Annotated in this window: 18 protein-coding genes; 7 read left to right on the forward strand and 11 right to left on the reverse strand. The window is 73.9% G+C overall.

Going from position 1 to position 24,985, the window contains the following annotated elements; all coding sequences use genetic code 11:
* Positions 1–44: 44 nt before the first annotated feature.
* From FGE12_RS19570 to FGE12_RS19585, 4 genes are all read right to left on the reverse strand, one after another.
* Entirely contained in the window at positions 45–1,355 is a 1,311-nt protein-coding gene (locus FGE12_RS19570) for an HAD family hydrolase (RefSeq protein ID WP_153868038.1), read from the reverse strand.
* 118 nt (positions 1,356–1,473) lie between these two features.
* Positions 1,474–1,752, reverse strand: a complete 279-nt coding sequence (locus tag FGE12_RS19575) for a DUF4342 domain-containing protein (RefSeq protein ID WP_153868039.1) — start codon at positions 1,750–1,752, stop codon at positions 1,474–1,476.
* Between the two features lie 82 nt (positions 1,753–1,834).
* Positions 1,835–3,400, reverse strand: coding sequence for a GMC family oxidoreductase (locus tag FGE12_RS19580; protein ID WP_153868040.1), 1,566 nt, complete (start codon positions 3,398–3,400; stop codon positions 1,835–1,837).
* On the reverse strand, positions 3,397–4,068 hold the full coding sequence (locus tag FGE12_RS19585) for a gluconate 2-dehydrogenase subunit 3 family protein (RefSeq protein WP_153868041.1): 672 nt from the start codon (positions 4,066–4,068) through the stop codon (positions 3,397–3,399). The genes FGE12_RS19580 and FGE12_RS19585 overlap by 4 nt, the downstream gene beginning before the upstream one ends.
* 169 nt (positions 4,069–4,237) lie before the next feature.
* Here FGE12_RS19585 and FGE12_RS19590 point away from each other — a divergent pair, with 169 nt between their 5' ends.
* A complete protein-coding gene (locus FGE12_RS19590; protein WP_153868042.1) occupies positions 4,238–5,230 on the forward strand; it encodes a hypothetical protein in 993 nt (330 codons plus the stop codon).
* Here the strand turns inward: FGE12_RS19590 and FGE12_RS19595 are convergent.
* Both FGE12_RS19595 and FGE12_RS19600 read right to left on the reverse strand, forming a co-directional pair.
* The gene (locus tag FGE12_RS19595) at positions 5,214–6,494 is read right to left on the reverse strand and encodes an MFS transporter (RefSeq protein ID WP_153868043.1); all 1,281 of its coding nucleotides are present in this window, start codon (positions 6,492–6,494) and stop codon (positions 5,214–5,216) included. The genes FGE12_RS19590 and FGE12_RS19595 overlap by 17 nt on opposite strands.
* A gap of 21 nt (positions 6,495–6,515) precedes the next feature.
* Positions 6,516–7,295 (reverse strand): alpha/beta fold hydrolase, encoded by a 780-nt coding sequence (locus tag FGE12_RS19600; RefSeq protein ID WP_153868044.1) that lies wholly within the window; start codon positions 7,293–7,295, stop codon positions 6,516–6,518.
* 56 nt (positions 7,296–7,351) lie between these two features.
* Here FGE12_RS19600 and FGE12_RS19605 point away from each other — a divergent pair, with 56 nt between their 5' ends.
* A complete protein-coding gene (locus tag FGE12_RS19605) occupies positions 7,352–7,819 on the forward strand; it encodes a MarR family winged helix-turn-helix transcriptional regulator (protein WP_153868045.1) in 468 nt (155 codons plus the stop codon).
* 35 nt (positions 7,820–7,854) lie between these two features.
* Here the strand turns inward: FGE12_RS19605 and FGE12_RS19610 are convergent, their stop codons facing one another.
* Positions 7,855–11,037, reverse strand: a complete 3,183-nt coding sequence (locus FGE12_RS19610) for a GAF domain-containing protein (protein WP_194798082.1) — start codon at positions 11,035–11,037, stop codon at positions 7,855–7,857.
* 152 nt (positions 11,038–11,189) lie between these two features.
* Here FGE12_RS19610 and FGE12_RS19615 point away from each other — a divergent pair, with 152 nt between their 5' ends.
* Positions 11,190–11,834 carry an MOSC domain-containing protein gene (locus tag FGE12_RS19615; RefSeq protein ID WP_153868047.1) on the forward strand — a complete coding sequence of 215 codons (645 nt, stop codon included), beginning with the start codon at positions 11,190–11,192 and terminating at the stop codon, positions 11,832–11,834.
* 32 nt (positions 11,835–11,866) lie between these two features.
* On the opposite strand, the gene FGE12_RS19620 is transcribed toward FGE12_RS19615, so the two are convergent.
* Positions 11,867–13,339 (reverse strand): pentapeptide repeat-containing protein, encoded by a 1,473-nt coding sequence (locus FGE12_RS19620; RefSeq protein ID WP_153868048.1) that lies wholly within the window; start codon positions 13,337–13,339, stop codon positions 11,867–11,869.
* Between the two features lie 43 nt (positions 13,340–13,382).
* On the opposite strand from FGE12_RS19620, the gene FGE12_RS19625 reads away from it, so the two are divergent.
* Entirely contained in the window at positions 13,383–14,375 is a 993-nt protein-coding gene (locus tag FGE12_RS19625) for an RluA family pseudouridine synthase (RefSeq protein WP_153868049.1), read from the forward strand.
* Complete coding sequence (locus tag FGE12_RS19630; RefSeq protein ID WP_153868050.1) at positions 14,362–16,938, forward strand: penicillin-binding protein 1A; 2,577 nt, start codon at positions 14,362–14,364, stop codon at positions 16,936–16,938. Before FGE12_RS19625 ends, FGE12_RS19630 begins: the two co-directional genes overlap by 14 nt.
* Before the next feature lie 73 nt (positions 16,939–17,011).
* On the opposite strand, the gene FGE12_RS19635 is transcribed toward FGE12_RS19630, so the two are convergent.
* Complete coding sequence (locus tag FGE12_RS19635) at positions 17,012–17,767, reverse strand: SDR family NAD(P)-dependent oxidoreductase (protein WP_153868051.1); 756 nt, start codon at positions 17,765–17,767, stop codon at positions 17,012–17,014.
* 246 nt (positions 17,768–18,013) lie between these two features.
* On the opposite strand from FGE12_RS19635, the gene FGE12_RS19640 reads away from it, so the two are divergent.
* Positions 18,014–21,151: a serine/threonine-protein kinase gene (locus FGE12_RS19640; protein WP_194798083.1), complete on the forward strand. Its 3,138-nt coding sequence runs from the start codon at positions 18,014–18,016 to the stop codon at positions 21,149–21,151.
* A gap of 9 nt (positions 21,152–21,160) precedes the next feature.
* Here FGE12_RS19640 and FGE12_RS19645 read toward each other — a convergent pair whose 3' ends face one another.
* On the reverse strand, positions 21,161–22,423 hold the full coding sequence (locus FGE12_RS19645; RefSeq protein WP_153868053.1) for an amidohydrolase family protein: 1,263 nt from the start codon (positions 22,421–22,423) through the stop codon (positions 21,161–21,163).
* A 213-nt stretch (positions 22,424–22,636) separates the two neighbouring features.
* Here FGE12_RS19645 and FGE12_RS19650 point away from each other — a divergent pair, with 213 nt between their 5' ends.
* Positions 22,637–23,176: a hypothetical protein gene (locus tag FGE12_RS19650; RefSeq protein WP_153868054.1), complete on the forward strand. Its 540-nt coding sequence runs from the start codon at positions 22,637–22,639 to the stop codon at positions 23,174–23,176.
* A 19-nt stretch (positions 23,177–23,195) separates the two neighbouring features.
* Here FGE12_RS19650 and FGE12_RS19655 read toward each other — a convergent pair whose 3' ends face one another.
* Positions 23,196–24,884, reverse strand: a complete 1,689-nt coding sequence (locus tag FGE12_RS19655; RefSeq protein ID WP_153868055.1) for a DUF885 domain-containing protein — start codon at positions 24,882–24,884, stop codon at positions 23,196–23,198.
* Positions 24,885–24,985 lie beyond the last annotated feature (101 nt).

A 24,985-nucleotide genomic window follows, 5' to 3' on the forward strand; every position in this document is an offset into this window, starting at 1 on the left:
GCCATTTCAAGCGCGCGGAGAGTTGCTGGCAACTTCACGCCCGCTCAGGCGTGCGCGCGCCGCTCCAGCAGCAGCCGCGAGCGCTCGAGCGCCTGCGCCATGGCGAAGGCGACCTCGGAGACGGGCCGGGCGCTGCGGGCCAGCGCGCGCTGCGCGGAGAGCCGCGCCTCCACCCGGTCGCGCAGCTCGCGCACGTGCTCGCGCTGCGCGACCACGAAGGACTCGGCCGCGTGCTCGAGCGCCGCGTCCATCGCAGCGAGCTCCTCGCGCGCCCGCTCCAGCACGTCCGCGAGCTGGCGCTGGCGCAGCTCCAGCTCGCGGGCGAGCCGCTCCACCGCGCTGCGCAGCGGCGCGAGCAGGGCCTCGAGCTCGGAGGCCCGCAGCTCGCGGCCGTGGCGGCGCCCCGCGCGACCGCGCCGCGGGTCCAGCCACTGCTCGCCCCGTGCGCGCGCCTCCTTCTCGGCGCGGGTGAGGATGTGCGCGGAGTAGAGCGCCTGCAGCGGCGAGGCGCTGGAGACGATGGGCGGAAAGCCCGTGCTGCTGTTCACGTCCACCAGGTGCGTGAAGGCCTCCACCCAGCTGTGGTCCTCGCCGTAGCCCGTGTCGGACATGCCCACGGTGGTGACGCCCGGCGCGTCCAGCAGCCCGGGGTAGCGCGCGCGCAGCTCCTCGAGCTTCGCCCGCCCGCCGTTGATGCGGTGCAGGGAGGAGCCGATCACCTCCTCGATGCCCAGCGCCTCTCCCGCGGCCTCCACCACCTGCTGGGGCGAGGCGCTGCTCAGCACGATGCGGATGCCGGGGCAGCGCTCGCGCAGCCAGGCCACGTCCTCGCGCTCGAGGATGAGGTCCTGCCGGTAGCGCGCCCACACGCGCGCCGCGAGCTCGCGCACCAGCGGCTCCGGCACCGAGGCCATCTGGCGGAACAGCGCGTACTGGGGCACGCGCTGCACGGCCTGCACCGGCTCGGGGCCGAAGCGCAGGAAGCTGCGGCGGCGCACGAGGCCCAGCCGCGCGGCCACCTTGCCCCAGAGCAGGTAGGAGAGCCCGGGCAGTCCCCACACGCGCACGGCGCTCCACAGGTAGCGCAGCGCCGCGAGCGGCCGCGTGCGCTCGAGGTAGAAGCGCCCCGCGGTGCGCTGCGGCTCCAGGTCGCGCAGGTATGCGGCGCCGTAGGCCTGGTACGCGTTGATCTCCCAGCCGAGCAGCTCGCCCATGTTGCGGCCGAGGTGCAGCGTGCGGTCGAGGTCCAGCACCAGCAGGCGCGTGTCCGGAGGGACCGCGCGCTCGCAGAGCTCGCGGAAGGAGAGCGGCTCGCCAGCGCTCCAGAAGGAGCCGACGACGCGCGTGCGGGGCATGTCCTGCGCTTCCATGCTCCCGAAGCTAAGCATCCCGCGCCACCGCCCCCCGCCCGTGGGCGGAGGGGGAGGGAGCGGGCGGGCCCTGGCCTCGCGGGCCGCCCTCGGCCAGGTGCCCTCAGCCCGTGGTGGAGGGCCCCTCGGGCTCGGCGCTGCGCTCCACGTCCACGGTGAGCCCGCCCACGAGCGCCCCCACGGTGGCGAGCGACACCCAGGCGGGCGCGAGCGCGAGGCCGACAATGCCCGCGGTGACGGGCAGGTCCAGCAGCGTGCGGCCCTGGCGGCTCTTCACGATGAGGCGCCGCACGCTCCCCTCCCGGAGGAGCCGCTTCAGCGTGTCCACGACTTGGTCGCCCGCGAGGTTGAGGCGCTCCCAGACGGTCTTCGATTCGGCCATGGTGGTGGTCTCCGGTGGAGAGGGTGTCTGCCCTCTCCTACGCACTGCGTCCAGAGCGATTGCACCGGGGGCTGCCCGGGCCTCAGCCGAGGCTCGCCGCCAGGTGGCTCGCCCCCACGCGCGCGACCCCGAGGATGGTCTGCATGGGGTTGACGCCCAGGCCGGTGGGCAGCACCGAGCCGTCCGTCACGTAGAGGTTGTCCAGGTCGTGGAAGCGCAGGGTGCTGTCCACCACGCTGTGCGCGGGGTCCTGCCCCATGCTGCAGCCGCCCATCTGGTGGGCGGTGAAGACGCGCACCCGGTTGCGCTCGAAGGGGGCCGCATCGAGCGCGCGGTCCACGTCCTCCGCGCGCTCGAGCACCACCGGGTCCGCGTGCAGCGTGGAGACGCGGCGGGCGCCGGCGGCGAGCTGGATGCGGGCCATGGCCTTCTGCGCCTCGCGCAGCGCCTCCCAGTTCTTGGGCCCCAGCGCGTAGTCGATGCTGAGCCGGCCGACGCTGCCCTTGCGCAGGCGCACCGTGGCGCCCTGCTCCTCGGGCAGCAGGCCGTCCAGGCTGATGCCGATGCAGGTGGCCGCGTGGGGAAGCTGGCGCATGGTGTCCGCGTGCTGGGCGCCGATGCCCGAGAGCACCGTGGACGCGAGCAGGGGCTGCAGGGGGCTGGTCTCGATGAAGAAGCCGATGCGCCCGGGGCCCCGCTCGATGAACTGGTCGCTCCACACGCTCAAGGGGGCGCCGAAGTAGGCCTCCACGGGGTCGTCGAAGACGGCGCTGGAGACCACCACCGGGTGCAGCCAGGTGCGCGTGCCCACGCGGCCTTCCGCCTCCAGCCCGCTGCGCAAGAGCAGCGCGGGGCTGTTGAGGGCGCCGCAGGCCACGGCCACCGCGCGCGGCCGGAAGGTGAGGCGCACGCCGGTGGGGAGGTTCGTCTCGGGGTGCAGCACCTCGGCGTGCACCGCGCTCGCGCGCCGGCCGCTCCACTCGATGTGGAGCGCGCGCGTGTTCGCGTACACGGTGAGCCCGCGCTCCACCGCGTCCGGGATGAGCGTGGCGTGCATGCCCTGCTTCGCGTCCACCGGGCAGCCCACGCCGCAGCTGCCCGCGTTGACGCAGTTGTTCACGTTGCGCCGCAGCTGCGCGCGCTTCCAGCCCAGCTTGCCCAGGCCCTCCCAGAGCAGCTGGTTGTTGCGGTTGTTGCGCTCCGGCGGCCACTCCGCGATGCGCAGGCGCCGCTCGAGCCAGTCCCAGTGCGGGCCCAGCTCCTGGCTCGTCATCCCCTCCACCCCGTGCACGTCGCGCCAGTGCGAGAGGATGCGCTCGGGGGTGCGGAAGGAGACGCACCAGTTGACGGTGGTGCCGCCACCCACGCTGCGGCCCTGGAGGATGCTCATCGACAGGTCGTCGGTCGAGCGGTTGGCCATCTCCTGGTACAGGTGCGGGTAGGCCCACTCCTCGCGCTGGTTGAAGTCGCGGCGGGTGTAGTAGCCGCCCTCCTCGAGCAGGACGACGCGCAGGCCGCGCTCGGTGAGCAGGTGCGCCGCCACCGCGCCGCCCGCGCCGCTGCCCACCACGCACACGTCGCACTCGACCTCCGTGCCCTGGGTGAGGTCCTCGGCCGTCAGGATGCGGCCCTGCGGGTGCGCGCTCATCGCTCCTCCTTCGTCTGGGGGTTCGACGCGTAGAGGCCCGGGGGCGGAGAGCCGTTGCTCTGGGGCCGCGGCCCCTCGCCCTTCCACTTCTGAGCGCTGGGGTCGTGGAGCCCGGCAGGCTGCCCCGGCCAGCCGGTGGCGAGCTGCGCGCGGCGGTCGCCGTAGTAGCCGCCCAGCACCAGCGTGCGCAGCGCGAGGTAGCCCGTGCGCCGCACGGCGAGCGCGCTGTCGCGCCACTCGGCGAGCACCCGGTCCTGCTCGGCGCCCTCCAGCCGCGTGAAGGGGGTGACGCGACCGCCGAAGAGCAGGCCGCCCAGCGCATTCTCGAAGAGGCCGAGCAGCTGCTTCAGCTCCTTCGCCACCGTGGAGTCGCTCGTCGCGAGCAGCCGGTCCACGTTGAGGGCCGTGGGGATGTCCCGGGTCGGGTCGGGAAAGCCCGTGGTGACAGGCGCGATGCGCCGCACCAGCGCCTCCACCACCGCGTACTCGCGCGCCGAGAGCACCCGCAGGCCCTCGGCCGGCAGCGGTAGCTCGCGCCCCGGGCGCAGCGCGAGCCCGGTGGCTCCGAGCGCGAGCACCGCTCCCCCCAGCAGGCCCTTCTTGAGAAAGCCGCGCCGGGGCATCCCCTCTGGCGCCTGCAGCGACTCTTGCGAGGTCTCGTGGCCCATGCCCCGAGACGCTACAAGCCCTCGGGGCCCGCGCGCACGAGGGGCCCCGGTCCGAGGGTCCGCCACACGTGCCCGGCGTGCCGCAGAGCGAAACGGCGCTTCGCAACCGGGCCCTGCCCTCACCCTCCTGGGCAATGGCTCACGTGCGCGCCCGGACGCAGCATGGCGCATGCGCCCTTCCGCTCCGCTCCTCTCCCTGCTCGCCGTCGCGGCAGCAGCCCTGGGCTGCCCGGCGAAGCAGGTCTCCGTCCCCACGCAGAACCCGAACAGCACGCCCACGGTGACCCTGGACATCGTCCCACCCTCGGGGAAGGTCGCCACCGTGACGGGCAAGGGCTGGGACACCGCGCTTCCCGCGGAGCTGAGCGGCACCGAGGAGCTCTCCTTCTCGGCCCGCTGCAGGGACGCCACGGTGGGGTGCAGGAACATCGAGATCTTCGTGGACGGCACGGGCAGCATGGCCAACGGTGCCCTGCAGCAGCTCGGGCTGCCCTCGCCGCGCAACAGCAACCTGGACAGCGCGGCGGCGCCCGGGGGCAGTGCGCTGCCCGAGCGCCTCGTCACCACCAAGCTGGACGTGGGACCCCTGCGCGGCAGCTTCGCGATGCTGCGCCTGGACGTGAGCGCGCGCGCCACCAACTCCTTCGGCGCCACGGTGGCCACCCAGAAGGTGACGCTGTTCTGGATCAAGCCGGCGCCGCTGGTCATGCCCAACTGCCCGAGCTTCGCGCCCATCGGCTCGCCGCCGCCGGACCTCGAGGACGTGCACTCGCTGGTCGCCGGGATGCTGCAGACCCGGAACACGGACCCGAGCCGCACCCAGTTCGTCTTCGCCGTGTACACGAAGCCGGGCCCGGGGCAGCGGACCTTCCAGCTGCTCACCGAGGACTCGGGGCTGCCCCCGAACAAGGCGAGCGTGAAGCTGGTGAACAAGACGGGCTCCCCGAAGTCGCTGCTCACCGTGAACGGCGCGAACTGCAGCGCGGCGGGTCAGCTGCTGCAGGTGCCCTCCAACGGCTCGAGCACCGAAGCGCTCTTCGACGCCACGAACACCACCACGCTGGTGCTCACGGACGGAGGCCACGACGTGCTCGTCTGGAACGAGGCGACCTTCTGGCTGTTCTTCGGCGGCAAGAGGAGCACCTTCACCTGGCTGCAGTAGCGGGCCCTGCTGCGGGCGCCTCCCCGGCGCCGCGGCCGATGCGCAGCACGACGAGCGCCGCGCCGAGGCAGATGAGCCCCGCGGCGATCCACGCCGGCGTGTACGTCTCCACGCGCGTGCGGATGATGCCTGCCCCGAGCGCGCCGAGGCCTGCGCCCACCTGGTGCGCGGCGACGATCCACCCGAAGGCGATGGGGCCGCTCTCCGCGCCCAGCGTCTGCATCGTGAGCCGCACGGTGGGCGGCACCGTGGCGATCCAATCCAGGCCGTAGAAGACGGCGAAGAGCGGCAGCCCGAAGAGCGAGAGCCCGAACGCCGTGGGCAGGTAGAGCAGGGCGAGCCCGCGCAGGCCGTAGTACCAGAACAGCAGCCAGCGGCTGTCGTAGCGGTCCGAGAGCCAGCCGCTCGCGGTGGTGCCCACCAGGTCGAAGACGCCCATGAGCGCGAGCAGCCCCGCGGCGCGCACCTCGGGGATGCCGTGGTCGTGGCAGGCGGGCACGAGGTGCGTGCCCACGAGCCCGTTCGTGGTGGCTCCGCAGATGAAGAAGCTGCCCGCGAGCAGCCAGAAGTCGCGGCGGCGCGCCGAGGCCGCGAGCACGTCGAGCGCATGGCGCACGGGATTGGCCGGCGCGGGCGGCTCCTCCCAGGGGCCGGGCGCGGCGCCATAGGGGCGCAGGCCGAGGGCGGACGGGTGGTCGCGCACCAGCAGGGCCACCGGCACCACCAGCAGCGCCACCGCGAGCGCGATGCCGAGCGACACCGCGCGCCAGCCGTGGCGCTCCACCTGCGCCGCGAGCAGCGGGAGGAAGAGCAGCTGCCCCGTCGCGGTGCTTGCGGTGAGGATGCCCATCACCAGCCCGCGCCGCGTGCTGAACCAGCGCTGCACCACGGTGGCCCCCAGCACCATCGCCGTGGTCCCCGTGCCCAGCCCCACCAGCACGCCCCAGGAGGCGACGAGCTGCCACGGCGCGCGCATGAGGTGGGTGAGCGCCACGCCTACCGAGATGATCCCGAGCGAGGCGAGCATCGTGCGCCGCATGCCGAAGCGCTGCATCAGCGCGGCGGCGAAGGGGCCCACCAGGCCGTAGAGCACCAGGTTCACCGAGACGGCGCCGGAGACGAGCGCCCGGCTCCACCCGAACTCCTGCTCGAGGGGCACCATGAAGAGGCTGGGCGTGGAGCGCACCCCGGCCGCGCACAGCAGGACGAGGAACACCACGCCCACGACGACCCAGGCGTAGTGCAGCCGGAAGGACGGGCGCATCGGGAGGCCTCGCTCGGGGGACTAGGGAAGGGCCGCGCAGTGGCGCAGGTGCGCGGCGATGGCGGCGTTCACCTGCGCCGCGTGGGTGACCGGGCCCATGTGGCCCAGCTCCGGAAAGAGCTGCAGCGTCGCGTGGGGCAGGGCCGCGGCGAGCCGCGCAAGCACCCGGCGCTCGGTCGCGGGTGTCCGGCCCCCTCCCAGCAGCAGGGTGGGCACCTGCACCTGCGCGTACCTGGCTGCATCCGTGCGGTCCGCCACCAGCGTGGTCACCTCCTGCGAGAGCTTCCAGCCCACGGCGCGGAAGCTCGCGCGCACCTCCGGTGCCATGGTGTCCCACGCGCCCGCCCCGTTCCACCAGTCCACGAAGCCCCGCAGCCACGCCTCGTCCACGCCGTCCGCATCCGGCGCGTAGCGCATCGGGACGCGCTGCAGGGCCTCCAGCGCGGCCGCGTCCTCGTCCGTCGCACCGGGGCCCGGCTGAAGGATGCCGAAGGCGACGGGCTCGTAGAGTGCGAGCGAGCGCACCGCGTCCGGGCGGGAGAGCGCGAGCTGCAGCGCGAGCAGCCCGCCGTAGGAGTGGCCCACCACGTGCGCGGGCCCCGCCTCGAGCAGGCCCTCGAGCAGCGCCAGGTCCTCGTGGAAGTGGAAGGGGCGCCCGGGCGGCCAGGCGCCCGCCGTCCCGTAGCCGAGCAGGTCCGGCGCGAGCACCTCGAAGTCCGCGGAGAGTTCGGCGCCGAGCCGCCGCCACTGGCGCGAGGAGAGGCCACCGCTGTGCACCAGCAGGACGCGATGAGCCGCCACGGGAAGCCTCCAGGAGAATTAGGTGTATATGCACGCAATAGGAGAGGATGGGGACCATGTCAACGCGAAGTGGGGACGAGGCGTCGGCCACCGTGTGCAACTGCCTCGCGCTGCGGCAGGCGGCGCGCCGGGTGACGCAGCACTACGACTCGGTGCTCGCGCCCACGGGGCTGCGCACCACGCAGTACTCCCTCCTGACGCGCCTCGTGCGCCGCGGGCCGATGACCATCCAGGAGCTCTCCGCCGACCTGGTGATGGACCGCACCACGCTGGGGCGCAACGTGCTGCCGCTCGAGCGCGATGGCCTGCTCACCATCCGCCCGGGCGCGACCGACCGCCGCCGCCGCGAGCTGCACGTCACGCGCGAGGGCGCCGCGCGCCAGGCGCGCGCGGCCAGGTACTGGGAGCAGGCGCAGGCCCAGTTCGAGCAGCACTTCGGGGTGCGGCGTGCCCGGGAGCTGCGGGCCGTGCTGCACGACGTCTCGACCGGCCCACTGGGAGCGGAGCCCCTCGCGGAGGGCTGAGGCGCCACTCGGGCTGCGCGGGAGGGACGCGCGCCTCAGCCGCGCGGAGCGCTGCTGCCGCCGGCGCGCGCGAGCACCTCGGTGGAGAGCGGGGCGCTCTCGCGCGCGGGGTGCGCCACGGGCAGCAGCACGCGGAAGCGCGCACCGCCGTCCGGCGCGGACGTGACCTCCACGCTGCCCGCGTGGCTCTCGATGATGCGCTTGACCAGCGCGAGCCCGAGGCCCGTGCCCTGGGCGCGCGTGGTGAAGAAGGGCTCGAAGATGCGCGTGCGCAGCTCGGGCGGCACCCCCGGCCCCGAGTCGGTGAGCTCCACGCACACGCCCTCGCGCGGGCCCGGCTGCGCGGCCACCCTCACGTGGAGCCGGCCTCCCTGCGGCATCACCTGCACCGCGTTCTGCGCGAGGTTGAGCAGCGCCTGGCGCAGCAGGCGCTCGTCCATGGGCACCGGGGCGAGCCCCTCCGAGAGCTGCCACTCCACCTGCACGGGCCCCTCTGCCTCCGCGAGCGCCGCCGTCACCGCGTCCTGCAGCACCGGCACCAGTGCGCCCGCGCGCAGCTGCGGCTGGGCGGGGCGGGCGAACTCGAGCAGGTCGTTCACGATGTGGTTCAGCCGCTCACTCTCCTCGCCCACGATCTCCAGCAGGGGCAGGGTGGGGCTCTGCGGGCCCACCAGGCGCTTGAGGCTCGCCACCGAGTTGAAGATGGCGCCCAGGGGGTTTCTCACCTCGTGCGCCACCACCGCGGACAGCTCCCCGAGCGCGGCGAGCCGCTCGGTGTGCACCAGCTGCGCGTGGGCGCGCGCGAGCTCCGCGTAGCTGCGCTTGAGGTCCTCGTAGAGCCGCGCGCTGTCCAGCGCCACCGCGAGCTGGTTGGCCACGGCCGCCGCGCGCTCCACCTCCTGGGGCGTGAAGCGGCGCGTGTGGCGCGTCTCGCTGATGACCGCCACGCCCACGGTGCGCTCGCGCACGACCAAGGGCAGCGCGAGGTAGCCCAGGCCCAGCTCGCGGCTGCGCAGCGCGGGGTTGACGCGCGGGTCCGTGCGCGCGTCCTCCACCAGCGCCCCCTCGCGCGTCTGGAACACGCGCGCCACCAGCGAGCTGTCCGGCGGCTGCGCGGGCAGGTAGAGCCCCACCAGCTCGGGGTGGTCGCCCGCCGCGGCGCGGATCTCCAGGCGCTCTCCGCCCGCGTCCGCGAGGAAGAGGTACGCGTCCGGCGCGTCCACGATGCGCGCCAGGTTCACCACGCCCCGGTCCAGCAGTTGCTGCAGCTCGAGCGTGCCGGTGAGCGAGCGCCCCACCTCGTGCACGATGGCCAGGTCCTCGGCGCGCCGGCGCGCCTCGTGGAAGAGGCGGCTGCTGTCCAGCGCCACGCCCAGCTGCGCGCCCACGCTGCGCAAGAGCTCGAGCTCGCGCGGGGTGAGGCCCGCCGCGCGGCGCCGCCCCAGCATGAGCACGCCGAGCGCCTCGCCCTTGGCGACGAGCGGCACCGCCGCCACCGCCTGCAGCCCGTCCACCTCCAGGTACTTGCGCGCCCCCGGGTCCACCTGCTCGAGCGAGTCCACCACCACGATCTCACCCGTGCGGGCCGCGAGGCTCGCCGGGCCCGTGCCGTTGCGCAGCCGCGCGAGCCGGAACGCGGTGGTGGGCGAGAGCCCCCGGTGGGCCACCAGCACCAGCTCCTCGCCCTCGCGCTGGAAGGCGGCGCCGGTGTCCATCTCGAAGGTGGGCAGCAGCCGCTCCATCGCCTGGGTGAGCTGGGCCACCGGCTCCAGGGTGGAGAGGCCGCGCGCCACGTCGTTGAGCAGGCTGAGCTCGTCCACGCGCCCGCGCAGCTCGCTGAGCAGCCGGTGCGAGTGGGCGGCCGCGGCGAAGTGCGCGCCCATGGCGTGCAGCGTCTCCAGCTCCACGGCGCTCAGGGTGCGCGCGCGGGTGAACGCCAGGTTCAGGGTGCCCACCACGCGCCGGTGCAGCTGCAGCGGGATGAGCGCCAGCGTGCGCAGGCCCTGCTTCGCGAGCATGCTGCGCACCGGCTCCTCGGCCACGTCGCGGTCCACCACGCGCGCGGTGCCGTCGCGCACCACCTCGCCCATCAGCGTGCCCTCGATGGGCACCTGGTGGATGGCGCCCAGGGTCTCGAGGCCCGGCCCCTCCGCGTGCGCGAGCTGCAGCGACCGCGCACCGCGCGCCACGAGGAAGAGCGAGGCGCCGGTGCAGCCGAGCAGCCCGCGCACCTCGCTCAGGCCGGTGGCGAAGAAGCCCTGCGGGTCCGGCGCGGCGGCGGCCGCGGTGGCGAGCCGGTCCAGCGCGGCGAGCGCCGTGTTGCGCTCGGACAGGTGCTGGATGGCGCGCGCCGCGTTGAGCGCGGTGGACACCTGCGCGCCGAAGAGGCGCAGCATCGGCAGGTCCTCGGCGCGCAGCCAGCGCCCCGCGAGCCGCAGGAGCGCGCGCGGCGCCCCCTCCACGTCGACGCGCACGACGATGAAGTGCACCTGCCCGCGGCGCAGCAGCAGCTCCCGGGTGAACTGCGCGTGGGGCGCGTCCACGAACTGCGCCGCCTCCAGCGCGTAGTCGTCCGCGTACACCGCGCCCTCGGCCCAGGCGCGCGCGAGCTGCGGGGTGAGCGGCCCCTCGAGCCCCTCCAGCGCGTGGCCCGTGCCGCTCTCGAAGTCCCCCTGCACCCCTGCCGGCGTCCACGCGCGCACGATGCGGGCGCGCCCGCCCGCCACCGGCACCAGGTAGCTGAAGGCGAGCCCCAGCGCCTCGAGCCCGGCGAAGAGCCGCTCGAGCACCGCCTCCTCGGTGGCCGCGGTGGTGGGCAGCGAGGTGCCCAGCCGCGCGAGCTCCAGCATGCGCTGTCGCCGCCCCGCGCGCTCCGTCACGTCGCGCGCGAACACCACCACGTCCTCGCCCACGCGCTCGAGCGTGAGCTCCACCTGCCGCGCCGCGCCGCTGCCCACCGTGATGCCCACCTCGTAGGTGGTGGGCACCGCCTCGCCCCGCATGCGGCGCTGGTAGCGCTCCTTCACCGAGGCCTCGTCCTCGCTGCCCAGCAGCTGCCACACGGGCCGCCCGCGCACCTGCTCCGCCGGGCGCTTCAGCAGCGCGAGCAGGGGCGGGTTCACGTAGACGACCTCGCCCGCGCGCACCACGAGGGTGGGCTGGCTGAAGGCGTCGAAGTGCGCGTAGGGGCCGGGGGGCGTGGAGGACGTCATCGTCATCGGGTGAGAGGGTGCGCGCGAGGGGGCGACCATCGCACCGCGGGCGCCGGGTGAGAAGTGGCCCCGGCCTCCTCCCGCAGGACAGGCAGGCGGGCAGCAGCCGCGTGCGCGCGCAGCATCCGTGGAAGGGGCTAGAGTGCGCGGACTCCCGCATGCCCACGCTCCTGCACGCCCGCACCGTCCGCCTGCTGCTCGGCACCGAAGCGAAGCACCTCGCCACCCGCGAGGTGCCCGAGGTGCAGGTCACCTTCGAGGGCTTCGTGGGAGACCGCCACTCGGGCCTCACCCGCGCCGCCGACGTGCGCACCCCGTGGTACCCGCGCGGCGCCCCCATCCGCAACACGCGCCAGGTGTCGCTCGTGTCCAGCGAGGAGCTGCAGCAGGTGGCCGACGCGCTCGCCCTGCCGCGCGTGCTCGCCGCGTGGCTCGGCGCGAACCTCGAGCTCGCGGGCCTGCCGCGCCTCACGCAGCTGCCGCCCGGCAGCCGCCTGCACTTCCCCGAGGACGCCACCCTGGTGATGGACGCCGAGAACCTGCCCTGCAAGGGCCCCGGCAAGGTCATCGAGGCGCACTACCCCGAGCGCGTGGGGCTCGCCCCGCGCTTCGTGAAGGCCGCGCACCAGCGGCGCGGGCTCGTGGGCTGGGTGGAGCGCGAGGGGCGCATCCGCGCCGGCGACGCCGTGCGCGTGCAGCTGCCCCCGGCCGTCGTCTACTCGCTGCCCGCCGTGGCTCCTGCCAATGCCGTGGCGAAGGGGACGGAGGAGCTGTTCGAGGTGGAAGCGGTGAGGAAGGGGTAGGAGCCCGCTTTCCTCACCCCTCCCAGCACCCGCTACTCCGCGGGCGACTGGACGATGAGCTTCTCCTTGCCGCACTCGTCGCAGCGCAGGTGGATGAAGAGGTCGCCCTCGCTCTCCTCCGGCACCTGGCCCTCGGGCACGCCCAGCTCCGCCTGCGCGAGCGCGGGCACCTTCGCCGGGATGTCCTCGGCGCGCAGCGCCTGGATGAAGGTCATCTCCTTGTCGTGGCACTCGCGCACCTCGGGGCCGCTGAGCCACGCGGGCTCCATGCCCTCGGGCAGCCGGCCCAGCAGCTCCAGGTGCGCCACGCCCTCGGCGAGGTACGCGAGGCGGCGCAGGCGCGCCTCCTCGGGCAGGCTCGCGTAGGTCTGGAAGCCGGTGAAGAGGGCCTCGCGGTCCTCGCCGGTGGCCTGGTTCGCGAGCTCCAGCGCCGCGTCCGCGCTCTCCAGCGCCTCCTCCCAGTTGTTCTCCGGGGTGAAGCCCGCCTCGAGCAGGCTCGAGTAGAGCTGGGCGGCGGCGAGGCGGCGGCGCGCCTCGGGCAGCAGCTCCAGCACGTCGTGCGGCAGGCGCAGCTCGAGCAGCGCGCCGGTGGTGCGCGGGTCGATGCTGCCGGTGAGGTCGTCCACCTCCAGCTCCTGGCGCAAGCTGTCCTTGAGCGCCTTGGCCGCGGAGAAGCGGAACTGGGGCAGCACGCCCACCTCGCGCAGGTACATGGCGGCGACGTTGGCCTCCTTCGAGCCCAGCCGCAGCGCCTTCTGCGCGCGCTCCACCGCGCCCGGGTCCACCGAGGCCTTCTTGTTCTCGAGCCGCGTCTTCACCGCCTCGCGGTACAGCGTCTCGAGGGTGCTGCCCGGCGGCAGGCGCTGGGGCAGCAGCGGGCGCAGGCCCGGCACGTCCAGCGCCCACAGGGGCGGGGCGCCCAGCTGCTTCAGGCCGCGGAAGAAGAGGCTGCCGGGCGGGTCCTGGGGCCTGAAGGGCGGCAGCTCCTCGCCCGCGGGCTGCGCCTCGCCGCCGGCGGCCGCCGCCGCGCTCATGCCCAGCGCCTTCTCACGCTGCTCGCGGGTGAAGGCGGTGATGCCCTGCGCGGGGGGAGGGGGCGGAGGCGGGGCCTCCTCGCCGTCCAGGCCCACCACGCGGTCCATGTCCACCTCGTCCATCTCCAGCGCGTCCAGGCCGCTCGCGCCGGTGAAGTCGCAGCGCAGCAGCTTCAGGCGCTCGAAGGTCGCGCCCTCGAGGTTCGCCCCGCGGAAGTCGCAGTCCTGCAGGCGCCCGCCGTGGAAGTAGGCGTTGGAGAGGTCCGTGCCGCGGAAGTTCACCTTGGACAGGTCGCAGCGTTCCCACTCGCTGCCGACGAGGCCGAGGCCGGAGAGGTCGGCGTTGGCGGAGAAGAGCTGCGCGAAGGTCGCGCCGGTGTGCTCGGTGGGCACCTGGCCGGCCTTGCGCAGCTTGTTCCACTCGGCACTGCCGTTCTGCAGGAGCTTTTCGATGGTGGGGGCTTTCGGCATGGACCCGACTTTATGGGTGTGGTGTGGTCCTTGCGCCAGTCAAATGATCGAGTTCCGAATCGACGAAGACAGCGCGGGGATGCGGCTGGACAAGTTCCTGCGCAAGCGCCTGCCCAACGTACCCGTCAGCCACCTGTTCAAGATGGTGCGCACCAAGAAGGTGCGCGTGAACGGCAAGCGGGCCCAACCCGAGCAGGACCTCGCCCTGGGCGACGTGCTCTCCATCTGGGGGGACGAGAAGAAGCTCACGCTCGCCACCCGCCCGGACGAGCGCGAGCGGCCAAAGCCTCCGCCCCCGCCCGTGGACCCCTCCGAGCTCGCCATCCTGCTCGAGGACGACTGGATCATGGCGGTGGACAAGCCGAGCGGCATGGCCGTGCACACCGGCAGCGGCATCACCGGGGGCACGCTCGTGGACTACGTGCGCGCCTACCTGGGGCCCAAGGCGGTGCGCAACGACTTCGCCGCGAGCCCCGCCCACCGCCTGGACCGGGAGACGAGCGGGGTCATCCTCGTGGCCAAGCGCCGCCCGGCGATGGTCCACTTCACCGACCTCTTCACGAACGGGCACCCGCTCAAGCGCTACCTCACCCTGGTGAAGGGCAAGATGCCCAGGCCCTCGGGCGTCATCGACCTGCCGCTCGCCGAGCACCAGCAGACGGGGGAGTCCAAGGCCCGTCGAGGGGTGAACATGCAGTCGGCCGTCACCCGTTGGAAGGTCGTCAAGCAGTCGAGCGAGGCGGCGCTCCTCTCCTGCACCATCGAGACCGGGCGCACTCATCAGATAAGAAGGCACCTGACGGCTGTTGGTCACCCCGTCGCAGGAGACAAGAAGTACGGCGACTTTGCCTTCAACCGAGACGTGCGGGCCCGCTGGGGCCTCAAGCGCCTCTTCCTGCACGCCGAGTTCATCGAATTTCCCCACCCCGAGCACCGCCGCAAGGTGCGCGTCGAGGCGGCCCTGCCGCCTGAGCTGCTAGACGTCCTGAAGCGCGCCGCGCTGGAGTTCCCGAGCAAGCCTGATGAGCACCCCTGACCCGAAGACGACCGACCGCAAGCACTCCCGCCTCGTGCTGGAGGGCGTGCCGCCGAAGCGCTCCTGGAAGACGCGCCTGGCCATGACCGCCGGCTGGCTCGCCCTCACCGGGCTCACCGCCGCGCTGATCGCCGTGCTCGGCATCTACTACGTCTTCAGCCGCGACCTGCCCGCCATCCCCAAGGTGGACGAGTACTGGCCGCCCATCGTCACCGAGGTCTACACGGACGACGCGGTGCTCGCGGGCGAGTTCTACAGCGAGCGGCGCAAGGTGGTGCCCTACGAGCACATCCCCAAGCGGCTCGTGCAGGCCTTCATCGCCTCCGAGGACTCGAGCTTCTTCGACCACCACGGCGTGGACGTGCTCGGCACGGCGCGCGCCGTGACGAAGACGGCGCTCAAGAAGCTGGGCCTGGGGGGCCGCGTGGAGGGCGGCTCCACGCTCACCCAGCAGACCGCGAAGGCGGTGCTCATCAGCGCCGAGGGCTTCAAGGAGGCCACGGCCAAGACGGCCAAGCGCAAGATCCGCGAGGCCATCCTCGCGCACCGGCTGGAGCAGGCGCTGACGAAGGAGGAGATCCTCTACCTCTACCTCAACAACGTCTTCCTCGGGCACCACAGCTACGGCGTGCAGAGCGCGGCGGAGAACTACTACCGCAAGGACGTGCGCGACCTGACCCTGGGCGAGATGGCGCTCATCGCGGGCCTGCCGCAGGCGCCCAGCCGCTACAGCCCCTTCCTGCGCCCGGAGGAGGCCAAGCGCCGCCGCCGCTACGTGCTGCGCCGCATGCTCGACGAGGGGATGATCACCCAGGCCGAGCACGACGCCGCGCGCGACGAGGAGGTGAAGGTGTACCCCGTGGAGGACGTGTTCCACGAGTTCGCCCCCTACTTCGTCGAGCAGGTGCGCAAGGACGTGGTGGACCGCTACACCAACAAGGCCCTGCTCACCGAAGGCCTCAAGGTCTTCACCACCATGGACAGCGAGCGCCAGCGCGCGGCCCAGGAGGCGGTGATGGCCGGCCTGCTCGAGGTGGACAAGCGCCAGGGCTACCGCGGCCCCGCGCAGCAGCTCGCCACCGAGGCCGAGCGCAAGGCCTTCATCGAGCGCTCGCGCAAGGTGATGGGCGAGGAGAAGCTCGAGCTGGGCAAGCTGTACGTGGGCCTGGTCACCAGCGTGGACGAGGATGGCAAGGGCTCCATCGTACAGGTGGGCCCCTACAAGGGCCGCCTCCCGCTGCTCGGCATGCGCTGGGCGCGCAAGGTGAACCCCGAGGGCTACTACCCGGGCCTGATGCTCACCAGCGTGAAGAAGGTCGTCTCGGTGGGCGACGTGCTCGTGCTGCGCCACGTGGAGAAGAAGGACCTCACGGACGACCGCGAGCAGTTCGACCGCAAGCTGGACGCCGAGACCCCCGAGGACCTCCCGCTCTTCCGCCTGGAGCAGGAGCCCGAGCTGCAGAGCGCGCTCGTCTCCATCGACCCGCAGCGCCAGTACCTGACGGCGATGGTGGGCGGCTACGACTTCGACGCGAACGAGTTCAACCGCGCCTTCCAGGCCTGCCGCCAGCCGGGCAGTACCTTCAAGCCCTTCGTGTACTCGGCCGCCATCGAGCTGCTCGGGTGGACGCCGGCCACCGTCATCGTGGACTCGCCCATCGTGGAGCACGACCCGGACAACAAGGTGGCCTGGAAGCCGGAGAACTACGGCGAGGACTTCAAGGGTGACGTGCTCTTGCGCACCGCGCTCATCAACTCGATGAACATCCCCGCGGTGAAGACCTTCGCCGCGGTGGGGGTGAAGAACATGGCGGAGTGGGCGCGCCGGCTCGGGATGAGCACGCCCATGAACATGGACTTCAGCGCCGCGCTCGGCTCCTCGTGCATGTACCCGTACGACCTGGCCAACGTGTACGCGACCTTCAACCGCTACGGACGCAAGAAGCCCACCTACTACGTGCGCAAGGTGGAGGACCGCTTCGGGCGCACGCTCGAGGACCACACGGCGTTCGATGACGCCTGGGCCCCGCTGCAGGACCGCGTGGCCGCCGGCTACGCGCGCCTCTACGAGCCGGGCGAGCAGGTGATGGCCCCGGAGACCGGCTTCATCCTCACCAGCCTGCTGCGCGGCGTGGTGCAGGAGGGCACGGGCGCCCCGGCGTCGAAGCTGGGCAAGCCCGCGGCCGGCAAGACGGGCACCACCAACGACTCCTTCGACACCTGGTTCGCCGGCTTCACGCGCGACCTCGTGACGGTGACGTGGATGGGCTACGACCTGAACCCGCACCCGCTCGGCCGCTTCGAGACGGGCGGCCGCGCGAGCCTCCCGGTGTGGCTGAGCTACATGAAGCGCGCGCTCGCGGCGAAGCCCCAGGGCGAGTTCTATCCGCCGGAGTCCTTCGAGCTCGAGCGCCTGCGCATCGACGAGAAGACCGGGCAGATCGCCGCCGCGGGCGCCACCAAGGGCGTGAAGGACATGTGGTTCAAGAAGGGCACCGGCCCCACCGAGCAGGCCACGGTGAGCGGCACGGTGAACCCCGCGGACATCATGAGCATCCCGTAGGGCGCGTCCTCCCTCTCCCTCTGGGAGAGGGCCGCGGTGAGGGTGCCGGGCGCAGCTCGCGCCCCCCCTCGCTTCAGCGCTTCACGCGCCGCCCGATGGCATCGAACAGGCCATTGGGCAGCACCTTCACCAGGCGCAGCGCGTGGCGCATCGGGAAGGGGAAGGCGTACTCGCGCTTCCCCGCCTCGATGGCGTGCGCCATGTGCGCGACGCCCGCCTCGGTCTCGAGCAGGAAGGGCATGGGGTGGCGGTTCTTCTCCGTCATCGCGCTCTTCACGAAGCCCGGGTGCAGGCAGGTCACGCGCACCCCCGAGCCCTGCAGGTCCACGCGCAGGCTCTCGGTGAAGGTGGTGAGGAAGGCCTTTGAGGCCGAGTACGCGGCGTTGCCCGGCAGGCCGCGGTAGCCGGCGAGGCTCGCCACCGCGACGAGGTGGCCGCGCCCGCGCTCGAGCATCTGCGGCAGCGCTGCGCACAGCGTGGCGGCGGCGCCCGTCACGTTCACGTCGATGGTGCGCTGCACCTTCTCCCACTCGAGCGCGCGCGCCGGGGTGGCCTCGCCGACGCCGGCGTTGGCCACCACCAGGTCCAGCCCGCCGCAGGCGGCATCCAGGGCGCGCACGCGGCTGAGCACCTCCTCGGTGCGCGAGACGTCCAGCACCACCGGCTCCACGCTGCCGCCGGCCGCGCGCGCCTCCGCGGCGAGCGCCTCGAGCTCCTCGCTGCGCCGCGCCGCCGCATACACGCGCACGCCCTTGCGCGCGAACCACAGCGCGAGCCCGCGCCCCAGCCCGCTCGAAGCTCCCGTCACCAGCGCCGTCCGGTAGTCCATGGCGTGTCCCCGCGAGTGAAACTGCCGCGGGAGCCTCCCATCCGCAGGGGCGGGCGGGAAGCAGATCGAGGCGGGAGGGGCAGCGCCATGGACGGGCAGCCCCTGCGAGCGCGAGGGGCGAGCCGAGAGGGACAGGGGCCTCCTCGGCCTGGGCGGCGCACCCACATCGTCTGGCCCAGCGTGGGGCCCGACGCGTGCAATGTGCGCCGGGCGTGCGAGGATGCGGAGGGTCCCTCCCGGAGCACCATGTCGCCGCAGCCCTCCCCCTGCCTCGATGAGAACACCCTCGCCGCGCTCGGCACGGAGCGCCTCCCGGCCGCCGAGCGGGAGCGCGCCGCGGCGCACCTGGACGGGTGCGCGGCGTGCCGCGAGCTGCTCGCGGCGCTGGGCCACCTGGACTCCGCGCTGCCCGCGTCGGCCGCGGCCGCGCCGCTCGCCGCGCCCGCGCCCGAGGCGCTCGCACCCGGCGCCGCGGTGGGCCGCTTCATCGTGCTGCACCCGGTGGGGCAGGGCGGCATGGGCCGGGTGTACGCGGCGTACGATCCGCAGCTCGACCGGCGCGTGGCCCTGAAGCTGCTGCACCCCGAGGCGTGGGGCGCGGAGGCCACCCACGAGGGCCGCGCGCGCCTCCTGCGCGAGGCGCAGGCGATGGCGCGCCTGAGCCACCCGCACGTCGTCACGGTGTACGAGGTGGGGCTCTGGGGCGAGCAGCTCTTCCTCGCCATGGAGTACGTGGAGGGGCAGACGCTGCGCGCCTGGCTGAGGGAGCGCCCGCGCGCCTGGCGCGAGGTGCTGCGCGTCTTCGTGGACGCGGGCCGCGGCCTCGCGGCTGCGCACCACAAGGGCCTGGTGCACCGCGACTTCAAGCCCGAGAACGTGCTGGTGGGCGCGGACGGGCGCGTGAGGGTGACGGACTTCGGGCTGGTGCAGCCCACCGGCAGCCTCGCGCAGCCCCTGCCACCCGGCGCCCGGAGCGCGGCGGACGCGTCCACGGGGCCACTGCACACCGGGCGCGGGCGGGTGCTCGGCACGCCGGGCTACATCGCTCCCGAGCACTACCGCGGCCTCGACCTCGACGCGCGCGCCGACCAGTTCGCCTTCTGCGCAGCGCTCTACGAGGGGCTGTACGCCCAGCGGCCCTTCGCCCCGCGCGAGCCCGAGGCGCTGCGCGACGCGGTGCTCTCGGGCCGGGTGGAGCCCGTGCCCGCCTCCTCCCGCGTGCCGGGCGCCGTGCGCGCGCTGGTGCAGACGGGGCTCGCGGTGGAGCCCTCCGCGCGCCACGCCTCCCTGGACCTGCTGCTCGGCCGGCTCGAGCGCGCCCTCACCGGGCGGCGCACCCGCTCGGGCCTGCTCGCGGCGGCGCTGCTCGCGCTGCTGCTGGTGGGCCTCGGCGTGCAGAGCGCGCGCAAGAGCGCCCAGGTGTGCAGCGGCGGCCCCGCGAAGCTCGCTGGCGTGTGGGACGGCGGCGTGCGCGCGGCCGTGGAGCGCACCCTGCGCGAGACGGGCAAGAGCTACGCTCCCGAGACGGCGCGGCACGTGGCGCAGCTGCTGGACGGCTACGCGGGCGCGTGGACGGGCATGTACGCGGAGGCCTGCGAGGCCACCGCCGTGCGCAAGGAGCAGAGCGCCGAGCTGCTGGACCTGCGCATGCAGTGCCTCGAGCGCCGCCGCGAGGACCTGCGCGCCCTCACCGGACTGCTGCAGCACGCGGACGCCGCCATGCTGGACAAGGCGCCGCAGGCGGCCTCCGGGCTGCCGGCCGTCGCGGTGTGCGCGGACGCGGAGGCGCTGCGCTCCGCGCTGCCCCCGCCGCCGGGAGACGCGGCGCGCGCGCGCCTGGACGCCCTGCGGCGCGAGCTGAGCGCGGCCTCCTCGCTCGCGGCGCTGGGACGCCTGAGCGAGGGCTACGCGCGCGCGGAGGCGGCCGCGAAGGAGGCGCAGGCCCTGGGCTACGTGCCCGCGGTGGCCGAGGCGCTGCTCGCCCGCGGGCAGCTGGGCGCGGACCTGCGCCCCCCCGAAGAGGTGGAGGCCACCCTGCGCGAGGCGGCGCTCGCGGCGGGCCGCGCCCGCGACGACCGGCTGCTGGTGAGCGCCTGGGGCCGGCTCGTGCAGCTGATGGCCCAGAAGGAGGAGCGGCGCGAGGCCACCGACGAGCTCGTGCACGCGCTCACGGTCACCACCGCCCGCGTGGGCCGCGACCCGGGGCTGCACGCCGGGGTGGAGCGCGCGCTCGCCATGCTGGCCGCGCGGCGCGGCGAGTTCGCCCGGGCGAAGCCCCTCTTCGAGGAGGCGCTCGGCCACTACGAGGAGGCCGGCGACGAGCGGATGACGGCCATCACGCTGGGCAACCTCGGCCACGTGCAGCGCGAGCTGGGGCAGCTGGACGAGGCGAGCGCCCGCGTGAAGCGCGGCATCGGCATCCTCGAGCGCCTGCTGGGTCCCGCCCACCCGGACAACACCCAGCTGCTCAACGTGCTGGGCGCCATCCACTGGAAGAAGCGCGAGCTGGAGAGCGCGCGCGCCGTCTTCGAGCGCGTGCTCCGGGTGCGCGAGGAGGCCTTCGGGCCGCAGAGCGCGCCCGTGGGGCTGGTGGAGCTGAACATGGGCGCCATCCTCATCGAGCTGTGGCGGCTGGACGAGGCCCAGGTGCACCTGGAGCGCGCGGCCGCGCTGCTGGAGAAGACGCGCGGGGCGAAGAGCCAGGACCTCGCCGCCACCCTGGACAACCTGGGCATCGTGCTGCGCCGCAAGGGCGAGCCCCAGCGCGCGCTCGCCCTGCACCGGCGCGCGGCGGACATCTACCGGGGCTACTTCGGCGCGGACCACCCCATGCTCGCCTCCCTCACCCTCAACGCCGCGCTCGCGCTCTCGGACGCGGGCGCCCACGCCGAGGCCCAGCGCGAGATGCAGCGCGCCGTGGCGCTCTACGAGAAGCGCTTCGGCGCCGGCACGCCCGACACCGCCGAGGCCTACAGCTGCCTCGGCGAGGTGCTGCACGCGGCGGGGCGCGAGCGCGAGGCGCTCGCGGCGTACGGGCGCGCGCAGGCGCTGCTCGAGAAGGCCGGAGGCGATGCGCTCGCCTCGCTCTTCGCGGTGCACGACGGCGTGGCCCCGGTGCTGCTCGCGCTGGGCCGCGCCCCCGAGGCGCTCGCCCACCTGCGCAGCGCCGAGGCGGGCCGCGGCCAGCAGCAGTGGGGCACGGTGGAGCGCGCCCTGCACCAGCTCTCGCTCGGCCAGGCGCTGTGGGCTACCGGTGAGGACCGCGCGCGCGGCCGCGAGCTGCTGCTGCAGGCGCGCGAGGCCCTGCGCGCCCTGCACCACCCGGTCGCCGCGCGGCAGCTCGTCGCGAGCGAGCGCTGGATGGCGCAGCAGCGCGCGCTGTAGCGCGGCGGCTCAGGGCTGCTGCAGGTACACCTCGCCCGCCTTCATCACGAAGACCACGCGCCGCAGCGCCTTCATGTCCTCGAGCGGGTTGCCGTCCACCGCGATGAGGTCCGCCGCCTTGCCCGGCTCCAGCGTGCCGATGCGCTCGGAGAGCCCGACCAGCTCCGCGGAGCCGGCGGTGCCCGCGCGCAGCGCGTCCAGCGGGCGCATGCCGTACTTCACCATCAGCTCCAGCTCGCGCGCGTTGGTGCCGGGCAGCTCGAAGGTGTCGCTGCCGAAGGCGATGCGCACCGGCGTCTTCAGCGCGCGCTGGAAGCTCAGCGTGTGCTCCTTCACCGTGTTGGTCAGCTTCGTGCGCTGCTCGGGGGACACGGGCGCGAAGATCTCCCCGTCGCGCCACATCTCGTACACGAGCAGCGTGGGCACGTAGAAAATCCCCTTCTGCGCCATCAGCCGGAAGGTCGCCTCGCTGAGGTAGAGCCCGTGCTCGATGGAGTCCACCCCCACGTCGATGGCGAGGCGCGCCGCCGCGTCGCTGTAGGTGTGCGCGGCCACCTTCACGTGCCCGCGGTGCGCCTCCTCCACCAGCGCCGACAGCTCCTCGCGCGAGTAGTTCATCGCCCCGGTGAGGATGTCGTGGCGCAGCTCGTGCTTCTCGTAGGACTCCATGTAGATCTTCACCACGTCCGCCCCTTGCGAGAGCAGCCGGCGCACCTCCTTGCGCACCTCGCCCACGCCGTCCGCGCTGGTGGAGAGCGGCGGCACGGCGAGGTACGGCGAGTAGCCGGTGAGCCCGTAGGCCCCGGTGCTGGTGATGGGGCGGATGGCCGCCACGATGCGCGGGCCGGGTACCAGCCCCTTCTCGACCGCGTCGCGCAGCGCCACGTCCGCGAAGCCCGAGCCCTCGTTGCCCAGGTCGCGCAGGGTGGTGATGCCGCTCTCCAGCGTCTTGCGCGCGTTGGCCGCGGCCCACAGCGTGCGCAGCTCCGGCGTCTCGCGCAGCACCTGGCCGTCGTAGTCGCCCGCGTGCAGCGCGATGTGCGTGTGCGCGTCCACCAGCCCCGGCAGCACCGTGCGGTTGCCGAGGTCGATGACGCGCGCGCCGGCCGGGATGGGCAGGTCCGCGCCGACCTCGGCCACCTTCCCGTCGCGCACCCGCAGCGTCACGTGCGAGCGCGGCGCGCCCTTGCCGTCCAGCAGCTGGCCGGCCTCCACGTAGAGGTCGGGCGGGGGAGTGGCGGCGAGGGTCGCGGCGAGGAGGAGGGCGAGCATGGCGCGGCAGCGTAAGGGGCGGCCGCGGGGCTCCACGAGCAGGTGCGCGCGCGGGCGTGCGCTCGCGAACGACCGTGCGCGACACCTCGCGCCCGGCGCATGTGTGCTCCACCGCCATCTCCCCGCACAGGGTCCCACCTTTCCCGTGCCCCACGTCGCGCTACAGTGTGCGCGTCATTTCGCTGCCTGAGGGGATCCGCCTTGAATCGAAAAGTGAAGGGGACCCTCTTCGTGGACTACGTGCGCATGCTGCGGCTGCGCAAGGACGTGGACTGGTCCGAGCGGCTCCTGCCCGAGGACCTCGCGCTGCTGCAGAGCCGCGTCGAGCCGGGCGCCTGGTACCCGATGGACAGCTTCGAGCGGCTGGGGCTCGCCATCCTCAACGTGCTGGCGGAAGGAGACCTCGCGCTGGTGCGCGAGTTCGGCCGCGCGAGCGTGGACTGGATCCTCGCTGCAGAGCCGCGCCTGCTCGCGCCCGGAGACCCGCGCGAGTCGCTGATGCGCTTCCACGTCCTGCGCCAGAGCTTCTTCGACTACCCCGCGCTCGAGGTGCGCAACCTCAGCGACCGCGGGGCGGACCTCGTCATCGACTACCAGATGGGGGCGGTGGCCGAGGAGGCCGCGTCCACCCAGGCGATGGGCTTCTTCGAGCAGCTGCTCGAGCGCGCCGGCGCCCGCGAGGTGACGGCGCGCTCCACGCAGGAGCGCTGGAGGGGCGCCCCGCAGACGGTGATCGCGCTGCGCTGGCGCTGAGGCGCGCCCGCTCCGGAGCTCAGGGCCCCGCGGGCGCGGGGTGCTCGGTGAGCTGCTCCTCCAGGAGGCTCACGGGCAGCAGGCCCGCGTCGTTGAACTGCGCCATGAACTCGCGCAGGTCGAAGGGGGCGGGGTCGTGCTCGCGCGCGTACTGGGCGATGAGCCGGTCCACCAGCGCCTTGCCGGACACGTAGCTGGTGCCGTAGCCCGGCTGGCGCAGGTAGAGCAGCTGCTCGGTGGCCGTCAGCTCGCTCGTTGCCGGGGCCCAGCCGCGCGGGGTCCAGTGCTGCTGCAGCTGCCCGGCCTCTACCAGCGTCAGCGCGTTGGCCTGCACGTAGAGCGAGGCAAGCCCGCGCGCGGCGCGGTTCGCGAGCATCACCCAGACGAGCTCTCTCGCGCGCGGGTTGTCGTCGTAGAGGCCCGCCTGCATCGTGAGCTCCTCGAAGGCGGTGGCGAAGCCCTCCGCGCGGCTGTCCCAGATGTTGAAGAGCGAGGGCACGCGGCGGATGGGGCTCGCGTGGGGCTCGTCGCGCAGGCGCGCGAGGTCCAGCCAGTGGTACTGGTGCGCGAGTAGCAGCATGGGCTCGCGGTGCGTCACCTGGAGGAAGAAGTTGCGCTTGTCCGGCGGCACCCAGGGCCCCAGCTGCGCCGCGAGCGCCGCGCGCACGTAGGGCCGCTCGGGGATGACCCGGCCCGTCCGGGTGAGGAAGCGCACGAACTTCTCCAGCCGGTCCTGCTCGAGCTTCGCGAAGGCCTCGGGGCTCGCCGCGGGCTCGAGCGGGGGCAGAGCGCGGTTGTGGTACTCCTCGAGCCGCAGCGAGGCGTGCGCGCGCTCGAGCTCGCGCCGCAGGAGCGCCACCTCGTCCTCCCAGGTGTAGGGCACGAGGTGCACGTTGCGCAGGTACCAGGTGTAGTTCTCCTTCCCCACGCCGGAGGGGCCCTTCTTGCGCGGCGCCTGGGCCTCCACCCAGTGGGCGAACTCCTCGGTCGCCGTGCGCGCGTGCGCCACGGCCGCGCGCAGGGCAGGGGTCGCGCCCTCCAGGCTCGCGGTGCGGGTGCCGGTGGCCGAGTGCACCGAGAGCGTGCCCGCCTCCAGCTCCGCGAGCGCGTGGGCCTGCTCGCGCAGCGGCCCCGCGCCGTGCAGCCACAGCTCGCGCGCGTCGCCGTCCTTCAGGTTCTCGCGCGCCTGGACGAGCAGCGGGGCCACCGCCTCCAGCTGCCGCGCGAGTGCGCCCTGGTCCGCGGCCGGAAGCGGGTACGCATGCGCCCAGAGCTCGATGGCGGGCAGCGCCGAGCGCCCCTCGTGCGCAGGCGTGTCGCTCTGCTCGGAGAAGACGGTGGCGTAGAAGGCGGGGTCGCGCGCCCAGGGCCGCAGCACGCGCAGCTCGAAGTCCAGCCCGTTCATCTCCGCGCGCACCAGCTTCAGGTCCACCTGCTGCGCGCGCGTCCAGCCGCGCGTGTCCAGGGCCTCCAGGCGCTTGCGCAGCGCGGGCAGGCCTGCTGCCTTGCGGGCGATGGCAGCGGGCCGGTAGTCGGGCACGTCGCCCACCCGCGCGGGCTCGACGAAGCTGCGCCACTCCTCGAAGAGCTTCAGCAGCGCCGTGTAGCCCGGAGGCTCGGGCGCCGCGGGGGCGGCCGCGGAGGCCGGCGCCGCGGCGAGGAGCAGGAGGAGGGCGGCACAGGCACGCGGCAGGCGGCAGAAGGGCATCGGAGCCTCGGGGCGGGCCCGGAGCAGGCCCCGGGCGTGGCGGCCGCGACGCTACTCCGCGGGCCCGGTGCCGCGCGCGCCGGAGGGCCGCGGGCGCTCAC

Source organism: Aggregicoccus sp. 17bor-14 (assembly GCF_009659535.1).
Taxonomy (GTDB): Bacteria; Myxococcota; Myxococcia; order Myxococcales; family Myxococcaceae; genus Aggregicoccus.